We start from the raw sequence: 19,022 nt of genomic DNA on the forward strand, positions 1-19,022 counted from the left end.
GCGCTCGCCCCCACGCGCACATGACCTGTGGCCCAAGCCCCCGGCGGAAGCGAGCTGCTAGGCTTGTCCGCTCCTCGTTGCGTCCAGTTGTTACCGATGCCCAGATTGTTGCCGCTGTCCTTGTTGTTGCTGGCTGTCACCGCGCATGCGCAATCCGCCACACCGCTCACCATCGAACAGGTGATGGCCGATCCGGACTGGATCGGGCCGTCGGTGGATCAGGCCTGGTGGCAGTGGGACGGCAAACAGGTGCAATACCTGCTCAAGCGCGACGGTTCCCCGGTGCGCGACACCTATCGCCAGGGCGCCGGCGGCGGCAGCGCCGAACGCGTGGCCGACAACGCACGCGCCGGCCTGGATGCGGATAACCCGAGCTACGATGCGACCCGTCAGCGCATGCTGTTCGCGCGCAATGGCGACATCTTCCTGCGCGATTTGCGCTCCGGGGCGCTGACCCAGCTGACCCGCAGCAACGAAGTCGAATCGCGGCCGCAATTTGCCAGCGATGGCGGCGCGATCTGGCGCGCGGGCAACAACTGGTACCACTGGCGCGCCGACGGTGGCACTGCGCAGGTTGCAGTGGTCAAGGCCGAGCGCGATCCCAACGCTGCGCCCAAAGCCGACGTGTTGCGCGAGCAGCAGCTGGCCACGCTGGCCACGCTGCGGCGCGACCGTGAGCAGCGCGATGCGTTACGCACCCAGGAAGACGCCTGGCGCCGCGCCGATGCCACGCGTGCGGCAGCGCCGGTGTACCTGGGCGATGAGGTGGAGATCGTCGACAGCGCGTTGTCGCCGGACGGCCGCCACCTGCTGGTGGTCACCCAGGCCAAGAGTGCCGAAGAGGGCCAGGCCGGCAAGATGCCCAAGTACGTGACCGAATCCGGTTACGAGGAATTCCAGGAAGTGCGCACCCGCGTCGGTCGCAATGCGCCGGTGGCGCATGCGCTGTGGTTGGTCGATGTCAGCGCCGGCACTGCAAGACCGCTGTCCTTCGACACCCTGCCGGGCATCACCACCGACCCGCTGGCCGCGCTGCGCAAGGCCGCCAAGCGTGACGCGCTCAAGGGCAACCGCGCCGTCCGTGTGGAAAGCGACGGCGACGGCAGCGGGCCGGCGGTGCACTGGAGCGATGACGGGCGCAATGTGGCGGTGGAGATTCGCGCGGTGGACAACAAGGACCGCTGGATCGCCAGCGTGGACCTGGCCAACGCCACGTTGCAGCCGCGGCACCGCCTGAGCGACAGCGCCTGGATCAACTGGGACTTCAACGATTTCGGCTGGCTGCCCGACAACCGCACGCTGTGGCTGCTGTCGGAAGAATCCGGCTATTCGCAGCTGTACACCGTGGAAGGCAACGGCAAGCCGCGCCAGCGCACGCGCGGCAAGTGGGAAGTGTCGATGCCGGTGCCCAGCGCCGACGGCAGCAGCATGTTCTTCCTGTGCAACCAGAAATGGCCGGGCGATTACGAGGTGTGCAAGCTGGACCTGCGCAGCGACCAGCTCAGCGAGGTCACTGCGTTGAATGGCGTGGAAGGCTTCAGCCTGTCGCCGAACGGGCAGCAACTGCTGGTGCGTTACTCAGGCAGCTACCTGCCACCGCAGCTGGCGGTGGTGCCGGCCGCAGGCGGCCAGGCCACGCTGCTGACCGACACCCGCACGCCCGCCTTCAAGGCGCAGCCGTGGATCGCACCGCAGTACGTGCAGGTACCGTCCAAGCATGGCGCCGGCACGGTCTGGGGCAAGTACTACGGGCCGCAGAACCCCGAGCCTGGCAAGCAGTATCCGATCGTGATGTTCGTGCACGGCGCAGGCTATCTGCAGAACGTCTCGCAACGCTACACGCCGTATTTCCGCGAGCAGATGTTCCACAACCTGCTGGTGCAGCAGGGCTACATCGTGCTGGACCTGGACTACCGCGCCTCGGAAGGCTACGGCCGCGACTGGCGCACCGCGATCTACCGCAACATGGGCCACCCGGAGCTCGAAGACTATCTGGACGGGCTGGAGTGGCTGGTGACGCAGAAGCAGGGCGACCGCGCGCGTGCCGGCATCTACGGCGGCTCGTACGGCGGCTTCATGACCTACATGGCACTGTTCCGCAGCCCCGGCACCTTCAAGGCCGGCGCGGCGCTGCGTCCGGTCGGCGACTGGATGCAGTACAACCACGAGTACACCTCCAACATCCTCAACACGCCCGAGCTCGATCCCGAGGCCTACAAGACCTCATCGCCGATCAATTACGCCGATGGACTGCGCGACCATCTGCTGATCGCGCACGGCATGATCGACGACAACGTGTTCTTCAAGGACTCGGTCGACATGACCCAGAAGTTGATGGAGCTGCACAAGGACAACTGGCAGGTGGCGCCGTATCCGCTGGAACGCCACGGCTTTACGCGTGCCGATTCATGGCTGGACGAATACAAGCGCATCCTCAAGCTGTTCAATGAGCAGGTGAAGCCGTAAGCCATGCCGCTGCGGCCGGGCGATGCGTGCTGCATCGCCCGGCTGATGACATGGCGCGGGGCGCCAGCATCCCCATGCTGCAGCAAGCGACAGATCACCAAGTTGTACGCGTGATGCGCTACTGCGTCACCCATCGCCATGCGTCACCCTGCCCGGCACTCACCTGCACGTACGCAACTGGCCCTAAGCTTGGCGCAGGATCGGCAGATCGCTGGCGCATCGCGCTCCCCTCTGCCGGCCCGCCGCCCGACCGGAGCGCCGCCGGCACCGCAGCGGTTTCCGATTCGCGGCGCGCAGAAGGTAATCGCGATGGGCCTGTGGGACCGTTTGTTTGGACGCAAGACCCCGGTGGCGAAGACGCCCCGAGCCGAACCGACCGCAGCGCCGGCAGCTGCAGCCGATGACACCGATACCGAGGTCCAGATCGACCCGGCACTGCAGCCCGCACTGAGCCTGTTCCAACGCGGCGATCAGCTTGGGGCCTACAACGCTGCGCAAGCGCAGCTGCACCTGGGTGCCGACGCGCAACGCCTGTGCGCGCTGGCATTGAGCGCGCTGGACCGCTATCGCGAGGCGTATCCGCACTGGCTGACGCTGTACGAACTCGAGCCCACCGCCCACAACGCATTGCAGTTAGCGACCACTTCGGTGATGTGCAACGAGATCGATCGTGGCGAACAGTGGTTGCTGACCTTCGACGATCTGAATGCGCAGGAGCGCTCCACCTCGCCGGCCACCGCACGCACCAGTTTCCTCACCGCGCTGACCCGCGCCGGTCACGGCGCGCACGCGTTGCCGCATCTGGAGTGGTTGCGCGAGGCCTACGCCGGCATGTCGATCACCGACAGCCACTTCCTCTACGTGCGCGGTCTGCCCTTCTTCGAAGCCTTCCTGGAGCGCAGCACACCGTTGTTGCGCCAGTGCCTGCCGGCCGACGCGCTGCCCGGTTGGTACGCGCAACTGCAGCCGGCCCTGGATCCGGCTGGCCAGGCCGCAGTGGCCGCCCATATCGCATCGCTGCAATGAGCGCGCCGACACCGCGCCCTCGACCGCGCGGCGGCTTCGTCACGCCGTTGGCATGGGTGTCCCTGCTGCTGGGTGTCGTCAGCGCGATGTCCAACCTGCTGCAGATCGCGATGATCGTGCTGATGCCCGACGCGGCGGCGCTGGGCTTGCCCGAAGGAATCACACTGCCCACCTCGTTGCAGTGGCTGATCGATCATGCGTTGTCGTTGTCCGTCGTAGGCGTGGTGCTGTCGGTGGCCTTCGCATGGTTGAGCTGGGCCTTGCTGCAGCGACGCGAGTGGGCGCGGGTCGGGTTCGTGGCGGTGTTGCTGGTGACCGCATTGCTCAATGTCGGTGGCCTGGCCTTGATCGGGCCGCTGTTCGAGGGCGTGCAGGCGATGCTGCCTGCCGATGTCGTGCACAGCCCCGAATGGCCGCAGCTGCAGGCACGCCTGCAGGCGACCCGCCAGGCGGCGTTGCTGCTGACAGGCCTGGGCGTGCTGGCAATCGGCTGTCTCCACGCAGCGCTGGCATGGCGGTTATGCACGCCTGCGGTGCGCGCCGAATTTGCCGCCTCGCGCGGGCGCAACGCATGAGGGAGTCGAGACGTCGAGACGTCGAGCCGTGGCGACCGTTAGACACGGCGCGGGCCTGAATCAAGTTCGGTGAGTCGAGGGCGCGATGCCCTAACCCACTTCCAGGACACGCCGTGAATCCGTCTGTGGAGGCTTCCTGGCAGCATCCATGCCGCCAAGGGTCCCGGAACCGTAAGGACACCGCACCAGGATGTTCTTAGGTTGCTTCATTGAAAGCCTGCTGATTGCTCGGCTCGTCTTGGAAGACTGATTGGGCGCGCTGTTACGACAACGCACGTCATGCTCCGCTTGCAACCTGCACACCAACCATCTCTGGTGGTCCTTGCCCGCCCACCGTCGCGGGACCTTACGCGGCATGGATGCCGCGTAAGAGCCTACAGGGACGTACTTGCGGCGTGTCCCGCGAGGGTGGGCGGGCAAGGACCCTGCAGCAAACTCACAGCGTCGAGGACGCGGCGAGGACAACGCACCGGTTGCCGGCTGTTTTGTTGAAAACCATGCACACCGACCATCTCGACAGGTCCTTGCCCGCTCACCGTCGCGGGACCTTACGCGGCATGGATGCCGCGTAAGAGCCTACATGGACGTACTTGCGGCGTGTCCCGCGATGGTGGGCGGGCAAGGGCCCTGCAGCAAACTCACAGCGGCGAGGACACCGCACCGGTTGCATGCTGTTTGTTGAAAACCATGCGAACCGACCATCCCGACGGGTCCTTGCCCGCCCACCGTCGCGGGACCTTACGCGGCATGGATGCCGCGTAAGAGCCTACAAGGACGTACTTGCGGCGTGCCCTGCGAGGGTGGGCGGGCAAGGGCCCTGCAGCCAGACCGCAGATCGCATGCCCTGCTTCTGCTTCTGCTTCCTCTTCTCTTCCGCTTCTGCTGCTGCCTCGCCCACACTACCCGGTCCCGACTAGAAAACAGCCGGCATATGAATCCTGGCGTGGGACGAGCCGGCAAAGCCTGACTGGTCAAGCACCCGATGCCTACACGACGCAGCGCCTCGCCCTGCGACAAACGGGCGCGTTTGCCCGACTGCATGAAGCGCGATGCACCGCTTAGAATCGTGGCATGAACGAATTCGACCGTGTACGCGATTATTTGACCGGCCTGCAGGACCGTATCTGCGCTGCCGTGGAAGCCATCGATGGTAGCGCGCGTTTTGCCGAAGACCTTTGGCAACGCGAGGAAGGCGGTGGCGGGCGCACCCGCATCCTGCGCGATGGCGCGGTGTTCGAGCAGGCCGGCATCGGGTTTTCGGATGTGTCCGGCTCGCGCCTGCCGCCTTCGGCCAGTGCGCACCGGCCCGAGCTGGCAGGGGCGACCTGGCGCGCCTGCGGCGTGTCGCTGGTATTCCACCCGCACAATCCGCACATCCCCACCACCCACGCCAATGTGCGCTACTTCCGTGCCGAGCGCGATGGCGAGGTGGTGGCGGCCTGGTTCGGTGGCGGCTTCGACCTGACCCCGTTCTATCCGGTGGACGAGGACGTGCTGCACTGGCACCGCACCGCGCAGGCGCTGTGCGCGCCATTCGGCGAGGAGCGCTATGCCGCGCACAAGCGCTGGTGCGACGAGTACTTCTTCCTGCGTCACCGCAACGAGACGCGTGGCGTGGGCGGGCTGTTCTTCGACGACCTGGGGCAGGATTTCGAACGCGACTTCGCCTACCAGCGCGCGGTCGGCGACGGCTTCCTGGATGCCTACCTGCCGATCGTCGAGCGCCGCAAGGACACGCCCTACGGCGAACGCGAACGCGAGTTCCAGCTCTACCGCCGTGGCCGCTACGTGGAGTTCAACCTGGTCTACGACCGCGGCACGCTGTTCGGCCTGCAAAGTGGCGGGCGGGCCGAAAGCATCCTGATGAGCCTGCCCCCGCGGGTGCGCTGGGAATACGGCTTCACGCCGGAACCGGGCAGCGCCGAGGCACGGCTGATGGACTATCTGGTCCCACGCGATTGGCTCGGTTGAATCGGTCAATTAAAAAACACAGCGCTAATGAAACGCTGTGTTGATTGATCGAGTTTATTCGGCCTATTTAAATTTGTGATTTCCAGCGCCGCCAGTGAATCGTGCAATACGATGAACCGGTTATGTTGCGTAGCAAAATAATTGCAGGCCGGAAATAAAAAGCCCCGCAGACCAGGGGGAGGTCGGCGGGGCCAGGGAACGGAAACTTGGGGAGTAGTTTCCGTTCCGAGATCTGCTCCAGGGGATGGGAGAGATCTGCCGACAGGCGTTGCGCCCGTCGAGGGATATAACACCATTTTCTACATTGATGGATCGTGAAGATAACTGTTAAAAATATGTAGAATTTAGCGGTTATTCATTCCATCGGCGCAGGCTCGATTCGTATTATGTCTGGTCTGCGCGTTCAGCATATCAGCCTTATCTGCAGCGTCAGTGCGCCTCATCCCAGTTATCGCCGACCCCGGAATCGACCACCAGCGGCACGCGTAATTCGGCCGCGGCCGACATGCGCGTGGTCACTTCGCGCAGCAGTGTGTCGACGAAGTCGGTCTCGGCTTCGAACACCAGTTCGTCGTGCACCTGCAGGATCATCAGCGCGCGCTCGGCGTGGTCGGCGATCCAGCTGTCCACGCTAACCATGGCGCGCTTGATGATGTCGGCCGCGGTGCCCTGCATCGGTGCGTTGATGGCGGCGCGCTCGGCGCCGGCGCGTTGGCCCTGGCTGCCGGCGTTGATGAAGTCCAAATACAGCCGGCGGCCGAACACCGTCTCCACGTAGCCCTTGTCGCGCGCCTGCTGGCGGGTGGTTTCCATGAAGTCGCGTACGCCCGGGTAGCGGCTGAAGTACAGCGCGATGTAGTCCTGCGCCTCGCCACGGCCGATGCCGAGCTGGCGGGCAAGACCAAACGCGCTCATGCCGTACATCAGGCCGAAGTTGATCGCCTTGGCGGCGCGGCGCTCGTCAGCGCTGACGGTGTCGATGGTGCGGCCGAAAACCTCGGCGGCGGTGGCGCGGTGCACGTCGGCGCCGGACTCGAACGCGCCGACTAGGCCCGGGTCGCCGGACAGGTGGGCCATGATGCGCAGTTCGATCTGCGAGTAATCGCAGGCGATCAGCTTGCGCCCGGCCGGGGCGACGAAGGCGCGGCGGATGCGGCGGCCGTCTTCGGTGCGGATCGGGATGTTCTGCAGGTTGGGATCGGACGAGGACAGCCGCCCGGTGGCCGCGCCGGCCTGGTGGTAGCTGGTGTGCACGCGCCCGGACTGCGGGTGGATCATCTCCGGCAGCTTGTCGGTGTAGGTGCTGCGCAGCTTGGTCAGGCCGCGGTATTCCAGGATCACCCGCGGCAACTCGTGCTGGTCGGCGATGGCTTCCAGCGCCTCTTCGTTGGTCGAAGGCTGGCCCTTGGGCGTCTTGACCACGGCGGGCAGCTTGAGCTCGTCGAACAGCAGCGCCTGCAGCTGCTTGGGCGAATCCAGGTTGAAGCTGCGCCCGGCCAGCTCGGTGGCCTTCTGCTGGGCGGCGAGCATGCGCTTGGACAGGTCCGCGCTCTGGCGGCGCAGTTCGGCCGCGTCCACGCACACGCCGTTGGCTTCGATGCGTGCCAGTACTTCCACCAGCGGCATCTCGATCTCACGGTAGACCTGCTCCAGGCCCGGCTCGGCCGCCAGCCTGGGGCCGAGCACCTGGTGCAGGCGCAGGGTGATGTCGGCATCTTCGGCGGCGTAGCGGGTGGCGTCGTCCAGGCTGATCTGGGCAAACGGGATCTGCTTGGCGCCCTTGCCGCAGACGTCCTCGTACTTGACCGTGTCGTAGCCCAGGTAGCGCTTGGCCAGGCTGTCCATATCATGGCGGGCGCTGCCGGAATTGAGCACGAAGCTCTCCAGCAGGGTGTCGTCGCTGTAGCCGGCCAGGGCAATGCCGTGGCGGCGCATCACGTGCAGGTCGTACTTGCCGTGCTGGCCAAGCTTGCGCACTGCAGGATCGGTGAGCAACGGCGCCAGCTGCGCTAGCGCCTGGGTACGGTCGAGCTGGGCCGGGGCGTCGGGGAAGTTGTGGCCGAACGGCAGATACGCCGCCTGGCCGGGCTCGGCCGCCACGCTCAGGCCGATCAGGTCCGCCTGCAGTGGGTCCAGGCTGTCGGTTTCGGTATCGAAGGCGAACTGGCCGGCGGCGCGCAGGCGCGCGATCCAGCTGTCGAGCTGTTCCTGGGTCAGGATGGTCTCGTACTGGCCGGGCGCCGAGAGCGCAGGGTCCACTTCCACCGGGGCGCTGACCGGGCCGGACACGAAGCCCGTGCCGCGCGCGCGGCCGGGTTCGGTGCGGGCGCTGGCAGCGGCGGCTCCCAACGGCATCGGCTCGGTCAGCAGGCCGGCCTGGGCGGCTGCACCGCCGAGTTCGCGCAGCGCCTGGGTGAAGCCGTAGCGTGCGTACAGCACCGCCAGCGTTTCGGCGTTGGGCTCGCGCAGGTCCAGCGCGCGCGGGCCGCTGGCCAGGGCCACGTCGGTCTTGATGGTGACCAGTTCGCGGTTGAGCGGCAGCCGCGGCAGCGCGGCGCGTAGGTTGTCGCCGATCTTGCCCTTGATCTTGTCGGCGTTGGCGATCACCCCATCGAGCGAGTCGTATTCAGCCAGCCATTTGGCGGCGGTCTTGGGGCCGCACTTCTCCACGCCGGGCACGTTGTCCACGGTGTCGCCCATCAGCGCCAGCAGGTCGACGATCTGGTCGGGGCGCACGCCGAACTTGGCGATCACCGCCTCGTCCGAATCCATGCGGCTGCCGCTCATGGTGTTGACCAGTTCGATGCCCGGGCGCACCAGCTGGGCAAAGTCCTTGTCGCCGGTGGAGATGGTCACGCTCAGGCCATCGGCGGCGGCCTGCAGGGCCAGCGTGCCGATCACATCGTCGGCTTCCACGCCGTCGATGCGCAGGATGTCGATGCCCAGCGCATGCACGATGTCGCACATCGGCTGCACCTGCGCGCGCAGGTCGTCGGGCATAGACGGGCGATTGGCCTTGTAGTCGGCATACAAGTCATCACGGAAGGTCTTGCCCGGCGCGTCCACCACGAACGCGACATAGGCCGGGCGTTCCTTCAGGGTGGCGCGCAGCATGTTGACCACGCCGAACAAGGCACCGGTGGGCTCGCCCTGGGCATTGGTCAGCGGCGGAAGCGCGTGGAACGCGCGGTACAGGTAACTGGACCCGTCGATCAGGACTAATCTGCTCATGCGCCAATTCTACGCTGCACGCTCACGCCACACCGTGCCGGCGCATACTTGCCGACGACCTAGAACGGATGACGACGATGAAGAGAGCGAGTCTTTTGCTGCTGCCGTTACTGCTGCTCGGCGGCTGCGCCACCAGCGGCGCGGTCGGCGATGTGCCGGCCGGCGCGGATGTCACCAGCAAGACCATGGGCAACGGCGACAAGGTCGACGAGTACCGGGTCAATGGCCAGCTGGAAATGGTGCGGGTGACGCCTGCACGCGGTGCGCCCTACTTCCTGTACGACCGCGATCACGACGGGCATACCGATGCGGAGAAGGACAAGGTCAACAAGGTGTATTGGAAGCTGTATAGCTGGTGATTCGGGAATCGGGAATCGGGAATCGGGAATCGTAGAGCGTAAGCCTGGCGGGTCTTGCGGCGCTGGTTTCGGTGACAGCCTAGTGCCGGGCTAGATGGCCGATGGTTTCGGTACGCCGCCGCATGGCGACAGGGATTTCCTGTGCTGTCGCCCTGCGGCAGCTGTCGGCCGGCGGCACTAGACCAACCAGATCCTCATCTAGCGTTGCGCCACCGACGCCGTGGTTTCTGCGCTGGAGGTTGCGGGAAGCGCCTTGGCCGGGGCGACCAGCGTCAAGGTCTGGCGTGCGGCGCGCAAGGGTTGTTCGGCATCGCCGTAGATGCCGGTCAGAATCTGCAATGCCTGCTGCGCGTGGTCGCGCGCGGCGGCCATCTGGCCGAGCCTGCGCTCGGCTTCGGACAGGCCGCGCAGGATCTCGGCGGTCTGTGGATGCGCGCGGCCCAGCACCCGCATGGACGACGCCAGCGATGCGCGCTGTTCGGCCAGCGAGGCATCAAGCTGACCACTGTCCAATAGCCACAACGCATGGTTGCTGCGATAGGCGATGGTGGCCGGCGCATCGTCGCCGAACAGGGTGCGCGCGCGCTCCAGGACTGCGCGGTAATGCGGGCCGGCGTCGGCCAGCTTGCCTTGCTGCCGCAATGCGTCGGCCAGGTTGCTTTCCACCATCAAGGTGTCGGCGGCGTTGTCGCCGTAGAGCTTGCGGGTGAGGCGCAGCAACGAGGCCAGTTCGGTTTCGGCAGCGGCAAAGTCGCGCTGCATCAGCAGGAACACCGCCAGGCTGTTGCGCATCGACAGCACCAGCGGGTGCTCCGGCCCGCGCATGGCGATGCGCTCGCGCAGCAGGCTGCGCTGCAGGGCGATCGCCGGCAGCAGCTGGCCGACATCGGCCAGCAGGCCGGCATAGACATTGCCGGCATCGATGCGTTGATCGGCGGTGGTGGCACCGTTGGCGAGGGCGGCGACATAGGCATGCCGGCTCTCTGCCATGGCATCGGCCATGCGGCCCTGGTCGCGCAACGCCCAGGCCAAGCGCGCACGCATCTCGTTGCCCAGCGCCTGCTGTTCTGCGTTGCCGCCAGCCGCCAGCGCGATGCTCTGGCGCAGCACGTGCTCGGACTCGCTGGCCTTACCGGCGCCGGTGAGTGCCTGGCCGAGCATCGAGGCCGCTTTCAGGGCCGGCACGCTAGCCGCGCCCATGTGCTGCCGCGCCAAGGTCTGGGCGATGCGCAGATGCAGCACTGCCTGCGGATAATCGCCCAGCGCGATCAGCGTCCGGCCCAGGGTCAGCTCCACCTGCGTACGAGCATCCGGCTGATCGGCCAACTCACGCGCGGCACGCTGCGAGGCCTGCTGCAGCACACGCAGCATCAGCGTCTTGTCCAGATCCTGCGCAATGCCCGGGTCCACGCTGGACAGCACCGAACTCATGAAGTCGCCGGTGACCTGCGCGCGTTGCGCATCGCGCGCAGCGTGTTGCAGCGACCACAGTGTTGCGCCCAGGCCGGCAACCAGCGCGATCGAAACAAGTGCAGCAGCCAGCACGCCGCTGCGATGGCGCTGGATGAACTTGCGTAGCCGCAACCAGCCGCCGGCCTGCAACGCATGTGGCGGATAACCATCCAGCCAACGGTGCAGATCGTCCAGCAAGGCCGACACCGACGCGTAGCGCGCGCCCGGTTCCGGCGCCAACGCACGCAGCACGATCGCATCCAGGCCATCGCGCAGCTGATCCTGCAGCTTGCCGTGGGTCGTCGCACGGGCCGCGCAGATCCGCGCGCGCGCATCGGCCGGCACCGCAGCCACCCGCTGCGATGGCGGCTGCGGCACGCCGTCGCGGTCTGCCACCGGGGCCAGCCCGCAACTCAGTTCGTAGAACATCGCGCCCAGCGCATAGATGTCGCTGCGTGCGTCCACCTCCGGCGCGCCGCGCGCCTGTTCCGGGCTCATGTAGCCGGGCGTGCCGCGACCGTGCGCGGAGGTCATGCCGGGGTTGGACGCATCGATGGCGATGCCGAAATCGATCACGCCCGGCATCGGCCGCCCGTCGACCGCGCTGACCAGCACGTTGCTCGGCTTGAGATCGCGATGGATCACGCCTTTCTGGTGGGCGTGCTGCACCGCCTCGCCAACCCGCAGCATCAGCAGCACGCGCGCCTGCAGCGACAGCAGGTGCGCATCGCACCACCAGGTGATCGGCTCGCCGCGCAGATACTCCATCACCAGATACGGACGGCCGTGCGCATCGGTGCCCACGTCGTGGATCTGCGCGATAGCCGGGTGCACCATCTGCGCCAGCAGCCGGCATTCGAATTCGAACAAGGCGCGGCCCTGCGCATCCAGGGCTTCGGCGGCCACCAGCTTGATCGCCACCTCGCGCTCGTAGGCACCGTCGGCGCGATGGCCCAGATAGACCTGGCCCATGCCGCCGGCGCCGATCAGGCGGTCGATCGCCCATGCACCGAAGCGCGTGCCGGCCGGCAGTTCCGGCAGCGGCGCGCGCAGTGCAGCAGCGGCCTGTTGCAGCGGCGCACGCACGCGCAGCGTGGCCTGCGATTCCACCGCCAGCATCGCCAGCAACTCATCACGCAGCACTGCATCGTCGCCGGCTTGCGTACGCGCGAATGCCTCGCGCGCTTCCACCGGCAGCTGACAGGCCTGATGGAACAAGGCCTCCAATCGCTGCCAGGAGGTGGCGGCACTGCTCACAGCTGCGCCGCCAGCCACACCCGCGCGAAGCGCAGGTCGCGCTCCAGCGTCGGCACCGACACCTCCAGTTGCTCGGCCGCCTCGGCCACGCTGAAACCCACCAGCTCGGTCAGCGCGAAGGCCTTGGCCTTGCGCTCGTCCACCCGCGCCAGCTTGTCGAAGGCATCGGCGACCACCATCAAGGCCTCCGGCCGTGGCGCGCCGTCGGACAGGCTGATCGTCAAGGTCACCGCCTGCCCCAGCCGCTTGGCGCTGGCATGTTGGCGCGCCAGATCCACCAGCAGATGGCGCATCTGCAGTGCCGCCACCGCATAGAAATGCGTGCGTGAGCGAAACGCCTGCTGGCCCTGCTCCAGCCGCATCCAGGCCTCGTGCACCACCTCGGTCGCCTGCAGGCCGGCACGCGCATCGCGCCGCAGCTCGCGCAACGCGGTGGCGCGCAGCACCTCGTAGACCTGCCGCGCCAATGCGTCGCCCGCGCCGGGCTCATCGCGCTGCCAGGCCTGCAACAACTCGGTGATCGGCAGCTCGGACATCCGGTCCATCTCGCCTGCGTGGAAGCGCAGTATCCCGCATTGGCGACCGGGTAGGCATTTCAAAACCAAACGGTTTAGCTCGCCTGCGCCGTCCCTGGCAAGCGCGCGTGGGGCCGCAGGTCAGGCAGCCATCAAGGTGCGGGCTGCCAGGTCGGCCCCTGGCAGATGAAGGCCACGCAGCCCTCCACCTTCAAGGAGCCATCCGCCCCGCGCGTGAGCTTGGCGTTGTAGGTCTTGCCGGACTCGGGGTTGTAGATCCTGCCTTTCCACAGATCCCCGGCATCCACCAGCTCGCTGAGGATCACCGTGCCTTCCATCGGGTTGTTGCGCTTGCCCGGATCCGGATTGAAGACATCGGTCTTTGCACTACCGGGCTTGCTCCTCAAGACCTTGATGATGGTGCCGCAGAGCGACGCGCCACAGGGCCGGATTTCCACCAGGGCCTGCTGGTTGTCGGTGAACCATTTCCCGGTGATTGGTTCGGCGGCGAATGTCGGTGCACTCAACGTTGCAAAGGCAAACGCAAGACAGCTTATGACTGAGATCGGGTTCATCGGATTTCCCCAGACGTCGATACGACGCGTATGGCACGCGGATTGACAAGCTACGGCGGTGCCACTGCCGCCGCTGCAGCTTGCGTTGGATCAAGCGAATCGAAGCGTAGCGACGCGGTCTTGGGAGATGATTAGAAACCTGGAACTTCGCAGGAAGCTCTCAAGGTTTCTGTCTGATCCATTGCACCAGCGACCAACGGCGTCGCCGAATTCAGCATCGACGGCAAGACCATGGACGCCGCCTATCTCCAGGGCGCAACCGTGCCGCTCAATGTCGCCGCCTGCCTGGCGTTGCGATGTGGTTCGGCACGAGCAGGGAAGGTCTGCCGATCAACGTGCAGATCGTCGGCAAGTGGCAGGCGGAATCCGCCATCCTGCACCTCGCTGCGCTACTGAAGAGCGTCAGTTCCGTACGCAACCTGCATCCGGTGCCGTGACGACAGCGCCCGGAGTTGGCCACTCCCGGGCGCTTTCAGTTCGACGCGGGCAAGCGGCCTACAACACGCAACGGCCGTCATCAGGCGGGTGTGGAAGACGCACCCAGAATCTGGGTATACACGTGTTACATGCCGCACTACACACCGGCTGCGCGTACCTGGCAATGAGCGCTGCAGTGCTTGTTGCTGCTCTCCGGCGTCATGACAAGTTGGCTTATGCCACTGCAACTGAATGAACCGCTTCCTCGATCCACAGAAACCGCCCATCGGCATCGCGCTCGGCGAACACGTAGACATCGAGCGCAGCCGCTGCGCCATCTCGCATCGCAAGGGCAATCGTGTGCCGCTGCGCATAGCGATTGCCGCAACAAAACTCGTCGCGTACAACAAACGTGGCGTGCTGCAGATCTTCGCGTAGCTGCATGATGCGTTCGCGCACGGCAGCGCGGTCTTCCCAAAGGCCGTTGGTACATTGACGAAAGTCGGGGCTGAAGTGCCGGTCCATGGCCTCTTCCACGCTCAGCTGGCGATTGTTGAGCAGGTCATCGACAGCGGCCTTGAGAACATTCGTATGCAGGAGTGCCTGGCGGTCGTCCATCACTCAACGGTCATCACAATCTTGCCCTGGATGTGGCCTTGCGCGGCGCGTTCGTGTGCCTGCCGCGCCTGCGACAGATCGAAGCTGCTGTCGATGGCTACGCGCACGACACCGGACTGCAATAGCGTGGCCAGCGCAGCGAGTTGTGCGCCGCTGGACCTGACCTGGGTGGTGGAGACGCTCACACCCAAGGTGCCGGCGGCTTGCCGGCCATCAAATCCGAGCGGAAAAATCGGAAACAGCGCTCCACCACGTTTGAGCGTGTGGAGGAATCGCCCCGTCGCCGGACCGCCCACGGCATCCACGACCAGATCTGCCTCGCTGATGGCATCTTCCGGCGTTACCCGGGTGTAATCGATGAATACATCTGCGCCCAACTCACGCACGAATGCTTCGTGTCTGCCTGAGGCGATCGCAACCACGTGTGCACCCTTCCATTTCGCCAACTGCACTGCAAAGTGACCGACGCCGCCGGCGGCACCGTTGACCACCACGGTCTTGCCGTGCAGCTCCACCGGCACATGCGGCATCGGTTGCAGCGGATTGGGTGCGTTATGCCCTTGTTCGACCATGAACTGCCAGGCCGTCAACAGCGACATGGGCGCACCCGCAGCGTGGGCATGATCGATCCCGGACGGTTTGACGGCGACCTCGCCCGCTGGTGCGGTCACATACTGTGCATACGCCCGGCTGCCTCCGGCCAATCCGCTCGGAAAGCGCACCATCGCATAGACCTCCTCGCCCACCGACAGCCCTTCGACGTCGTCGGCGACTGCTTCGATCACGCCTGACACGTCCGTGCCCAGAATCAACGGAAAATCCACCGCCGGGCGCCACTGCGCGGGCAGCGCCTTGTAGCCCTCACGCAGGTACCAGTCGGGGGGATTCAAGCCGACGGCGCGCACCCGAATCAGCACCTCGCCCGATTGCAGCGCAGGCATAGGCGAATCTTCGTAGCGGAGCACGTCGGGCCCGCCGAATGCGGTCTGACGGATGGCTTTCATCGTCTTGATCTTTTCTGCAGTGGCTTGCATGCGATACCCTTAACGGAACGGTGCTCCGAATATACGGAGCACTGCTCCGAATGTACAGGGTGGATATGAGAGCCGACGCACAAAAGAACTATGAGCGCTTGCTGGACGTGGCGCGGCAAGCCCTCGCAGAATCAGGAGCGGAGGCATCGCTGCGCGACATCGCCCGCCGTGCCGGAGTCGGGCTGGGCACCTTGTACCGGCACTTCCCCACACGTGAGGCGTTGCTGGAAGCGCTATTGCGCAGCAGCTTCGAAGACCTGGCGACCAAGGCCGATGGCTTGCAGCACGCAGACGCATCGGACCGGGCATTGGTGCTGTGGCTGCAGGACATCATCGACTTCACGCACCGCCAGCGCGGCGTCCTTGCGCCGATGATGTCGGCCATCGAAGACGAATCCTCCGCGTTGCACGGCTCCTGCGTCAGGCTACGCTGCGCTGGCGCGGCACTGCTGGCGCGAGCCCAGGCAGATGGCAAGGCGCGTGCCGACATCGACGGAGACGAACTGTTCGACCTCATCGCCGCGTTGGCCTGGCTTCGCGAACAGCCATCGCATACTGATCGGTCCGGCCGCTTGTTCGAGGTCGTGACCGGGGCGATTCTCGTTGGTGCCCCTGCAGCGACGCAGTAGATAAGCTAGGAGCAGCAGCGTTGCAACGACCGACGCGTCTGACCCGACGCCCTTTCTTCAGCAACTTCGGGCAGCTGTGCTTACCTGGTCACGATGACGCCCCCTGATAAAGAGAACAAGCGACATGGAACTGTCCAAAGCCGTCGGCATTTTCTTTCTGGCACTTCTTTTCATCAATTATCTGCTCTTTATGGAGCCCAGTTCTGCGCCCAACTTGGGGCATCGTGTCCGTTGGCGTCGTTGGCTCCATCGAGCATTGGCCTATCCTATTTGTCATACCATCGGCATCGCACTGGCCAACGCTTTATTGGATCAATTGGCTAGCATCATCCCGACACAAGTTGAGGCAATCGAGCGCAATTACTGGATGATATTGGTGATCTTGCCCCTTCCGTTTTCACTAGCCCTCATGAAGCTGGGCATCTGGTCCCAGCGCTTTCTTGGCTATGACCAGTGGCCTAAACCCCCCGCCATACCCGCCTGGGTTCCAGCACAACCACGTCTAGAAGGCTTTGAAAAGATCGATCTTCAGGACGACGCGTTGGTGCAGGAACTTGCCAGGTCGCATTGGAATGTCATGCATGAAGCACTGATGCGTGATGCGCCTCTGTACGATGCGTATTGTCTACAGCGTGCCTTTCTCAATGACCACTTATTGCAGGTTGAACCTCAGTTGGCTGAAAGCGCCTCCAAGACCTACCAACAAGAAATGATCAGGCAAGCCTTGATTGCTGAGGCACACAGGGCGGCTACACAGGCAGCGCATGGGCCGCCGAGCAACCCAGCGATCACTGAGAAAACGACGATTCACTGACCGGGCTATGCATTGCGCTTTACTCGGGAGCGCCTGGAAAACGGCTCAGTCTCCCGAAGTCCAACACTGCCTTCGAGATGATGCGTGCAGTGATCTTCGGTGAGCACGTTGGCGGCCGACGATTCCAGCACCATTTCGGTCGCACACGACCGCCCATCGGCGCGACGCGATCTGACAACGCTTACTTGCGCGCAAGGACACAGGCCGCCTCATGCTCAGCGCATGGCCGCCTCGCATAGCTTGCGATTGAACCAGGTGGACTTGGCGATGGGCAGGTAGGCGTCCCAATCGCTGGGTGGCAACATCGTGCTGTTCTGATCCAGCTCCGTCAGGCCCCTTCCGGTTCGGAGGCAGGCTTGGCCGCTGACGCCAGCGACTGCAATGCCTTGCGATCGCCCAGCGACGGCAGCTCAGATTGGCGCCGGACAGGTCCGACATCACGCCCATCACGAACGGAATCTGCACTTTCTTCTGCGCGCCGTAGACCTCCACGTCGTATTCGATCTACACGCGTGGCGCCCGATTGCGGGCGATGAACTTCTGACGGCTGGCCATGCCTGATTTCCGATTGAGCTTGCCCGTTGCGCCAACGTGCGGGTCACGTGCGCAGTCTTGTGGCCTGGATATCGCCGGCCCGGCCGATCGCCTGGAGCCTGCGTGACGCCGCTGCTGCTGGCCTGCCCGCAACTACCGCACCACGCGGACCCAAGCGACAGGCCGTGCGATGACGCCTCTTCAGCAGTGCGGCGAGTCTAAGGAATGCCCCTGCACACAACCGACAAATCCTCTCACTCGTGCCGATGCGTGATGCGCGGCCGACTTCATGAAAGAGACGTGATGGGTTGGCGATGCTTTTTTCGGTTGATCGAAGGACAGGCCCCGGAGGTGGGCCGCAGGCAGTACCGCATGAGCATCAGCTACTACAACGCCATCGTTCCGCAAGCGGCCTCGACCATGGAGGCGCATGCATCGCTGATGATCGAGCTGCTGGCCTACATCGAGCAGCACATCGGCGAGGCCGAGCTCGGTACCGAGTCCCTGCAGCAGGCGTTCGGGCTGTCGCGTGCATCGTTGTACCGGCTGTTCCAGTCGCGCGGGGGCGTGGCCAGCTATATCCGCGAGCAGCGCCTGTGCGCCGCGTACCGTTATCTGCAGGCCTACCCGGAGTGCGGCCTGACCTGGCTGCTGTACGAAATGGGCTTTGCGTCGGAGCGGCAGTTCCAACGCTGCTTCCAGCAGCGTTTCGGCATGCCGCCGATGCAATGGCGCCGCCAGTGCCGCGCCGCGCCGCCGACGCAATCGCCACGCCGCGGACACTACATGCCGGTGTGGCGCTTCATGCGCGAATTCAGCCAGCACACGCGCCAGGATGACGCGCCGGTGCGTGCCGGCACGCTGCCGGTGCAGCCCGCCACGCTGGCGCATACCGAAGCGCTACGGCGTCTTGCACAGCCGGCACCAATGGAAAGCTGACCTCCAATTCGCAATCCGCCATCCGCGTAGGAGCGCGCCTGAGCGCGATGAGGCTTTACCGATAACGCCCCGTCGCGCTCAGGCGCGCTCCTACGGGAGATTGTGCGACTTGGAACGTAGGACGCCTTGCATCTGCTCTGGCGCAGCAAAACATCCAACGATCAGCGGATCACCAGCACCGGAATCGAACTGTTCGTGAGCACCTCCACCGTCTGGCTGCCCAGCAGCATGCGGCGCATGCCACGGCGGCCGTGCGAGGTCATGATGATCAGATCGCTGTTGCACTCCTTGGCGGTCTGCACGATGCCTTCGGCGGCGAAGCGGTCCAGCACGTGGCGCGACGTGGCCTTGATATTGGCCGCGGCCGCCAGCTCCAGCGCCGGGCGCAGGATCTTCTCTGCGGCAGCTTCGCGTTCCTTGCGGTACTCCGGACTTGCCTCGTAGCCCACGCTCCAGCCCATCGCGTCATACATGCCCATCGCCCACGGCTCGGACACGGTGACGATATCGACCTTGCCGCCAGTCGCCTTGGCCAGTTCAAGGCCCTGGAACAAACCACGATGCGACAGCTCGGATGCATCGATGGCGATCAGGATACGTTTGTACATGG

The 19,022-nt window shown here is 65.2% G+C and carries 15 protein-coding genes and 2 pseudogenes; 9 read left to right on the forward strand and 8 right to left on the reverse strand.

Annotated elements, in window-relative coordinates; genetic code table 11:
- Nucleotides 1-105 precede the first annotated feature (105 nt).
- The 4 genes from AC1PLA_RS19920 (at nucleotide 106) to hemF (ending at nucleotide 6,038) form a co-directional block, all read left to right on the forward strand.
- Nucleotides 106-2,466 carry a S9 family peptidase gene (locus tag AC1PLA_RS19920; protein ID WP_481106236.1) on the forward strand — a complete coding sequence of 787 codons (2,361 nt, stop codon included), beginning with the start codon at nucleotides 106-108 and terminating at the stop codon, nucleotides 2,464-2,466.
- 309 nt (nucleotides 2,467-2,775) lie between these two features.
- Nucleotides 2,776-3,492, forward strand: coding sequence for a hypothetical protein (locus AC1PLA_RS19925; RefSeq protein ID WP_102255129.1), 717 nt, complete (start codon nucleotides 2,776-2,778; stop codon nucleotides 3,490-3,492).
- Nucleotides 3,489-4,067: a hypothetical protein gene (locus AC1PLA_RS19930; RefSeq protein WP_184353592.1), complete on the forward strand. Its 579-nt coding sequence runs from the start codon at nucleotides 3,489-3,491 to the stop codon at nucleotides 4,065-4,067. The genes AC1PLA_RS19925 and AC1PLA_RS19930 overlap by 4 nt, the downstream gene beginning before the upstream one ends.
- Before the next feature lie 1,071 nt (nucleotides 4,068-5,138).
- Nucleotides 5,139-6,038, forward strand: a complete 900-nt coding sequence (gene hemF / locus AC1PLA_RS19935) for an oxygen-dependent coproporphyrinogen oxidase (protein ID WP_024937543.1) — start codon at nucleotides 5,139-5,141, stop codon at nucleotides 6,036-6,038.
- A gap of 429 nt (nucleotides 6,039-6,467) precedes the next feature.
- Here hemF and polA read toward each other — a convergent pair whose 3' ends face one another.
- Nucleotides 6,468-9,269, reverse strand: coding sequence for a DNA polymerase I (gene polA / locus AC1PLA_RS19940; RefSeq protein ID WP_481105207.1), 2,802 nt, complete (start codon nucleotides 9,267-9,269; stop codon nucleotides 6,468-6,470).
- Between the two features lie 77 nt (nucleotides 9,270-9,346).
- On the opposite strand from polA, the gene AC1PLA_RS19945 reads away from it, so the two are divergent.
- Complete coding sequence (locus AC1PLA_RS19945) at nucleotides 9,347-9,628, forward strand: DUF2782 domain-containing protein (protein ID WP_039515413.1); 282 nt, start codon at nucleotides 9,347-9,349, stop codon at nucleotides 9,626-9,628.
- Between the two features lie 198 nt (nucleotides 9,629-9,826).
- Here AC1PLA_RS19945 and AC1PLA_RS19950 read toward each other — a convergent pair whose 3' ends face one another.
- The 3 genes from AC1PLA_RS19950 to AC1PLA_RS19960 all read right to left on the reverse strand — a co-directional run bounded on the left by AC1PLA_RS19950 (nucleotide 9,827) and on the right by AC1PLA_RS19960 (nucleotide 13,427).
- On the reverse strand, nucleotides 9,827-12,355 hold the full coding sequence (locus tag AC1PLA_RS19950) for a serine/threonine-protein kinase (protein WP_481105208.1): 2,529 nt from the start codon (nucleotides 12,353-12,355) through the stop codon (nucleotides 9,827-9,829).
- Entirely contained in the window at nucleotides 12,334-12,873 is a 540-nt protein-coding gene (ecfK, locus tag AC1PLA_RS19955; RefSeq protein WP_026064380.1) for an ECF-type sigma factor EcfK, read from the reverse strand. Before ecfK ends, AC1PLA_RS19950 begins: the two co-directional genes overlap by 22 nt.
- Nucleotides 12,874-13,004: 131 nt before the next feature.
- The gene (locus AC1PLA_RS19960) at nucleotides 13,005-13,427 is read right to left on the reverse strand and encodes a DUF2147 domain-containing protein (protein ID WP_481105209.1); all 423 of its coding nucleotides are present in this window, start codon (nucleotides 13,425-13,427) and stop codon (nucleotides 13,005-13,007) included.
- A 296-nt stretch (nucleotides 13,428-13,723) separates the two neighbouring features.
- Here AC1PLA_RS19960 and AC1PLA_RS19965 point away from each other — a divergent pair, with 296 nt between their 5' ends.
- Nucleotides 13,724-13,864 carry a glutamyl-tRNA(Gln) amidotransferase gene (locus tag AC1PLA_RS19965; protein ID WP_481105210.1) on the forward strand — a complete coding sequence of 47 codons (141 nt, stop codon included), beginning with the start codon at nucleotides 13,724-13,726 and terminating at the stop codon, nucleotides 13,862-13,864.
- A 214-nt stretch (nucleotides 13,865-14,078) separates the two neighbouring features.
- Here the strand turns inward: AC1PLA_RS19965 and AC1PLA_RS19970 are convergent, their stop codons facing one another.
- Both AC1PLA_RS19970 and AC1PLA_RS19975 read right to left on the reverse strand, forming a co-directional pair.
- The gene (locus AC1PLA_RS19970; RefSeq protein WP_047127613.1) at nucleotides 14,079-14,462 is read right to left on the reverse strand and encodes a hypothetical protein; all 384 of its coding nucleotides are present in this window, start codon (nucleotides 14,460-14,462) and stop codon (nucleotides 14,079-14,081) included.
- Entirely contained in the window at nucleotides 14,462-15,496 is a 1,035-nt protein-coding gene (locus AC1PLA_RS19975) for an NADP-dependent oxidoreductase (protein ID WP_481105211.1), read from the reverse strand. The genes AC1PLA_RS19970 and AC1PLA_RS19975 overlap by 1 nt, the downstream gene beginning before the upstream one ends.
- A gap of 65 nt (nucleotides 15,497-15,561) precedes the next feature.
- On the opposite strand from AC1PLA_RS19975, the gene AC1PLA_RS19980 reads away from it, so the two are divergent.
- Together AC1PLA_RS19980 and AC1PLA_RS19985 are read left to right on the forward strand one after the other, a co-directional pair.
- A complete protein-coding gene (locus tag AC1PLA_RS19980) occupies nucleotides 15,562-16,125 on the forward strand; it encodes a TetR/AcrR family transcriptional regulator (protein WP_047127615.1) in 564 nt (187 codons plus the stop codon).
- A 124-nt stretch (nucleotides 16,126-16,249) separates the two neighbouring features.
- Complete coding sequence (locus AC1PLA_RS19985; RefSeq protein WP_349782762.1) at nucleotides 16,250-16,939, forward strand: hypothetical protein; 690 nt, start codon at nucleotides 16,250-16,252, stop codon at nucleotides 16,937-16,939.
- Nucleotides 16,940-17,315: 376 nt separating this feature from the next.
- Here AC1PLA_RS19985 and AC1PLA_RS19990 read toward each other — a convergent pair.
- A pseudogene (locus tag AC1PLA_RS19990) lies at nucleotides 17,316-17,443 on the reverse strand (type VI secretion system contractile sheath small subunit); the annotation flags it as partial.
- Nucleotides 17,444-17,781: 338 nt separating this feature from the next.
- Between AC1PLA_RS19990 and tagK the strand changes: the two are divergent.
- Nucleotides 17,782-18,412: pseudogene (gene tagK, locus AC1PLA_RS19995) on the forward strand (transcriptional regulator TagK).
- 161 nt (nucleotides 18,413-18,573) lie between these two features.
- On the opposite strand, the gene AC1PLA_RS20000 reads toward tagK, so the two are convergent.
- Nucleotides 18,574-19,020, reverse strand: coding sequence for a universal stress protein (locus AC1PLA_RS20000; RefSeq protein WP_046346103.1), 447 nt, complete (start codon nucleotides 19,018-19,020; stop codon nucleotides 18,574-18,576).
- Nucleotides 19,021-19,022: the final 2 nt, after the last annotated feature.

This window comes from Xanthomonas sp. NCPPB 1826 (assembly GCF_056725285.1).